The sequence below is a fragment of the Pelagibacterium luteolum genome, assembly GCF_900100665.1.
GTDB classification, from domain to species: domain Bacteria; phylum Pseudomonadota; class Alphaproteobacteria; order Rhizobiales; family Devosiaceae; genus Pelagibacterium; species Pelagibacterium luteolum.
Genome location: NZ_FNCS01000018.1, coordinates 49849 through 57831, shown reverse-complemented (window position 1 = coordinate 57831; position 7983 = coordinate 49849). Strand labels below are relative to the sequence as shown.

At 60.0% G+C, this 7983-nt stretch carries 8 protein-coding genes; 1 reads left to right on the top strand and 7 read right to left on the bottom strand.

Annotation, left to right across the window (positions count from 1 at the left end):
* Positions 1–64 precede the first annotated feature (64 nt).
* Positions 65–1114, bottom strand: a complete 1050-nt coding sequence (locus BLR31_RS18140; protein ID WP_090598647.1) for an IS30 family transposase — start codon at positions 1112–1114, stop codon at positions 65–67.
* A gap of 381 nt (positions 1115–1495) precedes the next feature.
* Here BLR31_RS18140 and BLR31_RS18135 point away from each other — a divergent pair, with 381 nt between their 5' ends.
* Positions 1496–1858 (top strand): DUF4180 domain-containing protein, encoded by a 363-nt coding sequence (locus BLR31_RS18135; protein ID WP_090598642.1) that lies wholly within the window; start codon positions 1496–1498, stop codon positions 1856–1858.
* 6 nt (positions 1859–1864) lie between these two features.
* Here BLR31_RS18135 and BLR31_RS18130 read toward each other — a convergent pair whose 3' ends face one another.
* From BLR31_RS18130 to BLR31_RS18105, 6 genes are read right to left on the bottom strand one after another with little or no spacing between them, the layout of a single operon-like run.
* Positions 1865–2689: an MBL fold metallo-hydrolase gene (locus BLR31_RS18130; RefSeq protein WP_090598638.1), complete on the bottom strand. Its 825-nt coding sequence runs from the start codon at positions 2687–2689 to the stop codon at positions 1865–1867.
* A complete protein-coding gene (locus tag BLR31_RS18125) occupies positions 2686–3468 on the bottom strand; it encodes a TatD family hydrolase (protein WP_090598634.1) in 783 nt (260 codons plus the stop codon). The genes BLR31_RS18130 and BLR31_RS18125 overlap by 4 nt, the downstream gene beginning before the upstream one ends.
* Positions 3468–5021, bottom strand: coding sequence for a methionine--tRNA ligase (gene metG, locus BLR31_RS18120; protein ID WP_090598632.1), 1554 nt, complete (start codon positions 5019–5021; stop codon positions 3468–3470). Before metG ends, BLR31_RS18125 begins: the two co-directional genes overlap by 1 nt.
* Positions 5022–5030: 9 nt before the next feature.
* Positions 5031–6062, bottom strand: coding sequence for an AAA family ATPase (locus tag BLR31_RS18115; RefSeq protein WP_090598628.1), 1032 nt, complete (start codon positions 6060–6062; stop codon positions 5031–5033).
* Positions 6059–6760 (bottom strand): dTMP kinase, encoded by a 702-nt coding sequence (tmk, locus tag BLR31_RS18110; RefSeq protein WP_244505133.1) that lies wholly within the window; start codon positions 6758–6760, stop codon positions 6059–6061. Before tmk ends, BLR31_RS18115 begins: the two co-directional genes overlap by 4 nt.
* Positions 6757–7947 carry a D-alanyl-D-alanine carboxypeptidase family protein gene (locus BLR31_RS18105; RefSeq protein ID WP_244505132.1) on the bottom strand — a complete coding sequence of 397 codons (1191 nt, stop codon included), beginning with the start codon at positions 7945–7947 and terminating at the stop codon, positions 6757–6759. The genes tmk and BLR31_RS18105 overlap by 4 nt, the downstream gene beginning before the upstream one ends.
* Positions 7948–7983: the final 36 nt, after the last annotated feature.

Here is a 7983-nt window from a genome sequence, read left to right as displayed (position 1 = left end):
TGTGACTTCGAATGTAAATGCAACGCTCCATTCGAGGGACGCTTGGCAGAGCAGTAGCCCCCGGTCAGACCGGCTGGTCAGGGTTGCAAGGGCTGACCGGGGGCGGGTTGGTGAACTTCAAATTTAGCATTTCATCGCGGAAGGCTTCTGCCGGTGTTCGATAGCTCAGGCATTTTCTCGGAGTCCCATTAATCCGGTCGCATAGCTGGCGCAGATACGTTCGCGGTAGGGACAGGATTACCGTCTCTCGAGGGAGATAGCGTCGAACTCGGCGGTTCATGTTCTCCACCGAACCCTTTTGCCAGGGCGCGGAAGGATCGCAGAACCACGCTGTCGTTCCCATGCCATCTACCAATCGACGCCAGGAAACGAACTCAAAGCCGCGATCAAACGTAAGGCTTTGACGCGCCGGCAAGGGCAGGGGGCTAAACTCTTTTATCAAGCGGTCCATAATCGGCCTGGACTGCCTGTCGTTATTGCAGAACAGAAGCGTAAATCGGCTTTTCCGTTCGATTACAGTGGCCACATTAGCTTCACCGTGCTCCCGCCGAAAAATCATCAGATCTGCTTCCCAATGCCCAAATTGCTGGCGCTGGTTGATAAGCTCAGGGCGGTGCCTAATGCTCCGATCAGGGGGGAATACGGGGCTTTGAGGCTTGCGTCCGTACCATGGGCGTCGCCTCCTGCGCCGTTCAGGGAGATATTGCGCGAGGCGTTGATGCTGACCCTCAGGAGAATAGACGTACCGGTAGATCGTTTCATGACACAGCCGCACAGTCATCCCAGGTTCAACCTTCAACCTTCCAGCAATCTGCTCTGGCGACCAGCCTTCCTTGAGCCTATTGATCACACTCATCCGCAAATCATCGCAGCGGTAAAGCTTGCCGACGCGTCTCCGTCTATCTCTGGCCATCTCGTTGGCCGCTATGGCCCAATAGCCCGTGGCTTCAGGCAATTCGCGGTCATGCCAGTAATTGCGCCTGATCTCACGGCAGATCGTAGCGCGGTCACGACCGAGGTGCCGCGCAATTTCGGACTGGCGAATTTTCTGTTCCTGCAACCTGGCTATCGTGCGGCGCTCTTGCAGGCTCAATTGTGTGAAGCTTCTGGCCAAAACATTCTCCTGAAAAAACAGGCATGATAACGCCTGCGTTGCATTTCAGAATAGAATGTGCCATGCTACATATCCGATTCGCATAATATATATTATGGAACTTTTATGTGTGTGGAAATCGATGAGTTTTTGCCACCTTGCTTGGAATACTGCGGTTAGCAGCGCTTCTGCTGGATATCGATGAGCAGCCCGAACTCTGGCCATAGCGATAAAGATGTCATCGAGCGAATGGCTGTAAACGATTGATTTGAAAGAGCGCCTCGCGTTAGCCCGCTGCCGCTTGATCCGTGCGCTGCGGTTTGGTCAGCTTGACATAGATGCAGAGGCGGCACATTGAGCAGGAAGCGCGCATTGGCGCGTGCTCTGACCAGATGGCGCTTGATGATGGACGACGTTGTAGAGATTGCTGGCAAGACTGCTCTGATGGTGTCAGGTGCTGAGAACCTGTCCGCTGCCACCTTGTCCAACGATCTCATCGGCATGGCGTGGTCGGACGATGCGCAGATGGTCGTCGTGGAGGCTTCCGTCTTGCCGGATGCATTTTTCGAGTTGCGATCGGGTATCATCGGCGATGTTGCGCAGAAGTTTGCCAACTACCGCTTGCTTATGGTGGTGGTTGGAGACGTTCAGCGGTTCGCCGATCGCAGCACGGCTTTTCGCGATTATCTCTTCGAGACCAATGCGGGCGGCAATTTGTGGTTTGTGCCCGATATGGACGCGCTGGAACGCAAGCTAGCTTTATAGATATCGCTAAAGCGCTATCTCGAATTCCATGCCGTCAAAGGCCGGTTCGACATTGGCCGGCGTTTCGGCGTCAAGAACCGTATAGTCGAGATCGACGTGGAGATTGGTGAGGATGGCGCGGCGCGGTGCGAAATTTTCGATCAGATCCAGCGATTCTTCGAGGTTGAGATGGCTGGGATGGGTTTCGTAGCGCAGAGCGTCGAGAACCCAGGTGTCTAGACCTTTGACGGCCCAGGCGGATGAGCCGGGCAGGCCGGAGAGGTCACAGGAATAGGCGAAGCGGCCGACGCGGAAGCCGAGCGAAGTGATGCTGCCGTGCTGCTGCTCAAACCCGGTGATCGCAATGGTGCCCCCTTCCCCTTCGACCTCTATTGCTTCGCCATCTGCGATGGAGTGGGCATTGAGAATGGGCGGGTATGGGCTGTTTTGCGGGGCGGTAAAGCAATAGCCGAAAGCATCGCGCAGCCGGCCCTCAGTCGACATCGTCATGTAAACGTCGACGCGTCGCCGGGCATTGAGCGCAAGGACGCGGAGATCATCGATGCCATGGGTGTGGTCGGCGTGCTCGTGGGTGAAAAACACGGCATCGAGTTCGGGCACATTGGCATCGAGCATTTGCTCGCGGAGGTCGGGACCGGCGTCGATCAGGATGCGGGTTGCGCCGGCGCTATCCTCACGGGTGCCGGTGATCAGAAGTGAACAGCGGCGACGGCGGTTTTTCGGATTTTGCGGGTCGCAGGCGCCCCAGATATTGCCGATGCGCGGCACGCCGCCCGATGAGCCACAGCCGAGTATGCGGGCGGTCACGCGGGTTGCGGGCCCGTCGCTCATATCGCCAGCCCGGTCTTGGAAAAGAGACGCGCGAAGTTGCGGGTCGACTGTTCGGCGATCGTTTCGAACTCTACGCCGCGCAGTTCAGCGATCTTCTCGGCTGTGTGGCGGACGAAGGCCGGCTGGTTGGGTTTGCCGCGATGCGGGATCGGCGCGAGATAAGGCGCGTCGGTCTCGATGAGGAAACGATCCGCGGGCACGAAGCGTGCGACCTCTTGGATTTCCGCAGCATTTTTGAATGTGACGATGCCGGAGAAAGACACGTAGCCGCCCAGCGCGAGGCCGCGACGGGCCAACTCCGCGCCCGACGAAAAGCAGTGCAGAACGAAGGGGAAGGCCCCCTGCCCGGTTTCTTCTTCAAGGATTGAGATCATGTCGTCATCGGCCTCACGCGCATGGACGACGAGTGGCAGGCCGGTGATGCGCGACGCTGCGATGTGGTTTCGAAAACCCTTGGCCTGCGCGTCGCGAGGCGAGGAGTCGTAGTGGTAGTCCAGACCCGCCTCGCCGATCGCAACGCATTTCGGGTGTTCAGATAAAGTGACTATTTCCTCGATAGTTATATCAAGTTCTTCATGTGCATTGTGCGGATGGGTGCCGACCGAACAGAAGACGTTCCCGTTGGCTTCTGCAATGGCTCTGACGGTATCGAAGCGGCGGATGCGGGTTGAGATTGTTACGCAGTGGCCGACGCCATTCTCCCGCGCGCGCGCAAGGACGCCGTGGATATCGTCAGCGAGCACGTCGAAATCGAGATGACAGTGGCTATCGACGAGCATCAGGCCGTGGCCTCGTCCTTTTCCACATAGCGCGGGAACACGCCTTCGGGTGCCGGTAGCGGTGTGCCGGGCTGCAAGCGGGAATAGCTGCCCAATTGCTCGAACGAACGGCCCTCGGCGTGAAGGCTGAGGAGATCCAGCAATTTGGTGCTCGATGCCGGCATGACGGGCTGGGCAAGGATCGCGACCTGCCGCACGGCTTCGATGGTGACATAGAGCACGGTGGCCATACGTGCGGGGTCGGTCTTTCGCAGCGCCCAGGGCTCCTGGGAGGTGAAATAGCGATTGGTGTCGCCTACCACTTGCCAGACCGCGCCGAGATAGTTGTGGATGGCCTGCTCGTCCATGGCCGCGCGGGCCTTGTCCAGCAGCGCATCGGCGGCAGCGAGAATGGCTTCGTCCTCGGGGGTGAAGTCGCCCGGGGTTGGGACCTGGCCATCGCAGTTCTTGGCGATCATCGAGAGCGAGCGTTGGGCGAGGTTGCCCAGATCGTTGGCGAGATCGGCATTGATGCGGTTGACGATGGCTTCGTGATTGTAGGACCCGTCCTGGCCGAACGACACTTCGCGCAGGAAATAATAGCGCATGGCATCGAGGCCGTATTTTTCGACGAGTTCGAACGGATCGACGACGTTGCCAACCGATTTGCTCATCTTCTCGCCGCGGTTGAACAGGAAGCCATGTGCGAAGACGCGCTTAGGGAGTTCGATCTTAGCGCTCATCAGGAATGCGGGCCAATAGACGGCGTGAAAGCGAACGATGTCCTTGCCGATCATATGGATGTCGGCCGGCCAGTATTTGCGGCGCTCGGCGTCGCCATCGGGGAAGCCGGCGGCGGTGATGTAATTGGTGAGCGCATCGACCCAGACATACATGATGTGCTTGGGATTGCCTGGCACCGGAATGCCCCAGTCGAATGTGGTGCGCGAGATCGAAAGGTCGCGCAGGCCGGATTTGACGAAGCTGGTCACTTCGTTGCGGCGTTCGGCGGGCAGGATGAAGCCCGGATTGGCGTCGTAGTGGGCCAGGAGCTTTTCGCCATAGGCAGAGAGGCGGAAAAAATAGCTTTCCTCCTCAACCCATTCGACGGGGGAGCCAAGCGGCTCGCGGCGGATGCCGTCTTCGCCGAGGGTGGTTTCCTTCTCGTCGAAAAAGCCCTCCTGGCGGACGGAATACCAGCCGGAATAGGAGTCGAGATAGATGTCTCCGCTGGCCACCATCCTGTCCCAGATCGCCTGTGCGGCTATGCGGTGACGGTCTTCAGTGGTGCGGATGTAATCATCGTATGAGATATCAAGAGTCGCCCACAAGTCTTTGAAGGCCTGTGAGTTTTTTGTTGCCAACTCGAGCGGCGTTATACCTTCCTTTTCGGCCGTCTGCTGCATCTTCTGGCCGTGCTCGTCGGTGCCGGTCAGGAAGAACACGTCCTTGCCGTCGAGGCGCTGGAAGCGCGCGATGGCGTCGCTGGCGATCGCAGTGTAGGCGTGGCCGATATGGGGGACGCCGTTGGGGTAAAAGATCGGCGTAGTGATGTAGTAGGTCGGGCGGCTCATGGGGCGAAATCAGCTCACGGGAGTTGTCTTGCGGACGTGGTCCCGGATCAGATCGAAGACCGAAACCAGGGTCTGTCGCCGGTCGAGATTGTAGATGTCGGCATCGGCGACCAGGGCGTTGGCCTTGTCCCACAGTGCATTGGCCGACGCAAGGCGGAAACGCGCCTCTCGTCCGGCGCGTGCTGCGGCCTCAGCTTCGGCGGCGAGCCAGTCGCGGATCATGTCCTGCCCGAAGCCGAGTTCAGCGCCTTTGGCGGCGGCGAGGCCATCGGCAATGGTGAGGTGCGCGCGGGTGGGATGGCCGGCGGGGTTGGTAAGCCATGTCTGGAGCGCATCGAGGACGTCGCCTTCTTCCAGCATCAGCGTTTCGAAGCCGCGACGGGGACGGCCATTGGCAAAGCGCGTGGCGCGGGCCAGATCGTCGGGCGCGAGATCGGGGCGGATGCCTGTCAGGACCTCGGCGACATCGGCGTCTGCCAATGGCCGCAGGCCGAAGCTCTGGCAGCGCGAACGGATTGTGGCCAGCATGCCGCCGGGGCGATGGGCGATGACGATAAAGAGCGTCTCCGCGGGGGGCTCTTCGAGGGTCTTGAGCAAAGCGTTGGCGGAATTGGCGTTGCAGTCGTCGACGCTATCGACGATGGCAACGCGGTAGCCGGCCCTGCCCCTGGTCTGGTGCAGTGCGTCGCGCATGGCGCGGACGTCATCGATGCGGATGGCGGAATAGTATTTTTCTGCGTTGGACGGATCGGTAGTGCGGCGCAGGACGTAGAGGTTGGGGTGCGAGAGCGCCCTGACTTGTGCGGCGATACGTTCGGCGGGTTCATCGGACGTGAGGTCGAGGATTTTGCGCGCGAGGGCGAATGCAAGGGTTGCCTTGCCGATGCCTCGGGGACCGTGGAGCATGACGGCACTGGGCGCACGTCCGTTGGCCATAGCGTTGGTCAGGCTCTCGAGCGTTTCGGCGTGGCCCATGAGGGTGCCGAACTCTGGTGCCGGCACGCCTTCGATCTGATCGGCTTCGCGGCGCTCGATGGTCACGAAGCGCGCTCCAGGCGGCGCAGATCGGGGAACTGGTCGAGGACGGCCCGCCAGATTTCCTCGGTCACCGTATCTTCGTCCTGATCGGCGGAAATCACCGTGCAGCGACCGGGATTCGCTATGGCGATGGCGAGGAAATTGTCGCGGAGCCGGCGATGGAAACTCAGATCTTCCTTTTCGAAGCGGTCGACTGTGCCGGCAAGGCCATCGTCGATGGCGCGCTGGCGTACGCGTGCGAAAGCGAGATCGGGATCCATGTCCAGGATGACGGTCATCTCAGGTGCGTGCCCGTTCAGGGCGAGATATTCGAGGGCGTCGATAAACCCGTCCGCCACGCCGCCTGTCAGGCCCTGATAGGCGCGCGTGGAATCGGCAAAGCGGTCGCAGATCACCCATTTGCCCGCAGCGAGCGAGGGTGCAATGAGTTCATCGACATGGTCGAGGCGGGCAGCGGCGAACAATACCGCTTCAGCGCCGACGCCCCAGCTCTCGGGCTTGCCTTGGAGGATGAATGAGCGGATCGCCTCGGCTTTTGGCGTGCCACCGGGCTCGCGGGTGCGCACGGTCTCGATGCCGAGTTCGCCCAGTCGCGCGGCGAGCCGTCTGACCTGGGTCGACTTTCCGACGCCTTCTCCGCCCTCAAAGGTGATGAAGCGGGGGGCAATCGTTGCTTTGCCAGAGAACCTTTGTAAGCTCAAACGCCAATCCAACCGAATGCCAGTTCGAAAATCGCATCGGTGGCCTTGCGCACGATGTCGCCTTCGCCAACCGATTCCGCCGCATAGAGCGGCGCTGACTGAATAAGCTGGTCATCGCAGAGTACATTGAGTTGTGCAAGCCTGTCTCCGGCCTCTACTGGCGGCAGGATGGGGGCGTTGTAGGTAATGTTGGCCGATAGGCACTGGCGATTTCCGCGCGGCAGGTAGATGTCGATCGAGCCTTCGCCGACCAGACCAACCCTGCCCTCTTCTCCACCGTAGACGCTGGCGTAGCCCACGATCGCTTGATCCGCGAACGCGGGAATGCGTTCGAAGGCCCGCGCGCCCCACGTGATAAGACTGCGCGCCGCCTCATTGCGCTCGTTGACGCTTTGAAGACCGTGGACAACGGCGACCAGCCGCCGACCACCATCGGTGGTGGAGACCACGATGCCATAGCCGGCTGAATTGGTGTGGCCCGTCTTGAGGCCATCAACATTCATACCCAGTTCGAGCAAGCCATTGCGATTGGCTTGGCGGATGTTGTTCCAGGTGAACTCCTGAATTGAGAAAACCGGGTAATAGTCTGGGAACTCACGGATAATATAGCGACCAAGATCGGCAAGATCGCGGGCTGTCGTATACATATCCGGGTCAGGAAGGCCACTGGCATTGGTGAAATATGAGTCTTCGAGCCCGATGTCGCGGGCCATCTCGTTCATAATCGCGGCGAATGCGCCTTCGCTGCCAGCAATGCCCTCAGCCAGGGCGATCGCTGCGTCGTTGCCTGATTGAATGATCACCGAGTGAAGCAGATCATCGACACTGATCTGGGAGCCGAGTTCAGCGAACATGGTCGACCCGCCCGAAGGGGCTCCACCTGTGCGCCATGCGTTTTCCGAGATGAAGAACTGGTCGTCGAGGTCGAGCGCCCCGCGCTTGACCATGTCGAGGACGACGGCGACCGTCATGAGCTTGGCCATGCTGGCCGGCTCCATGGCCGTATCGGCTTCTTTCTGGAACAGGACCGTGCCTGACTCGTGATCCATCAGCAGCGCAAACGGCGCGCGGGTTTCGAAACTGACTTGGGCCAGGGCCGATCCGGGTAGCGCCAGAGTGGTGGCGACAATTATGGCCGCGCAACGCAGGGCATGCCCGACAACGCCGATCATCCCGTCTCGCGCCACATCAGCCTCCTAGCGTGTGCGTGGAATTTCAAGCTC

Bases quoted from the DNA above. Each gene is read 5' to 3' on its own strand.
- BLR31_RS18135 (WP_090598642.1), top strand. From the start codon at position 1,496: ATGATGGACGACGTTGTAGAGATTGCTGGCAAGACTGCTCTGATGGTG.
- BLR31_RS18130 (WP_090598638.1), bottom strand. From the start codon at position 2,689: ATGAGCGACGGGCCCGCAACCCGCGTGACCGCCCGCATACTCGGCTGT.
- metG (WP_090598632.1), bottom strand. From the start codon at position 5,021: ATGAGCCGCCCGACCTACTACATCACTACGCCGATCTTTTACCCCAAC.
- BLR31_RS18125 (WP_090598634.1), bottom strand. From the start codon at position 3,468: ATGCTCGTCGATAGCCACTGTCATCTCGATTTCGACGTGCTCGCTGAC.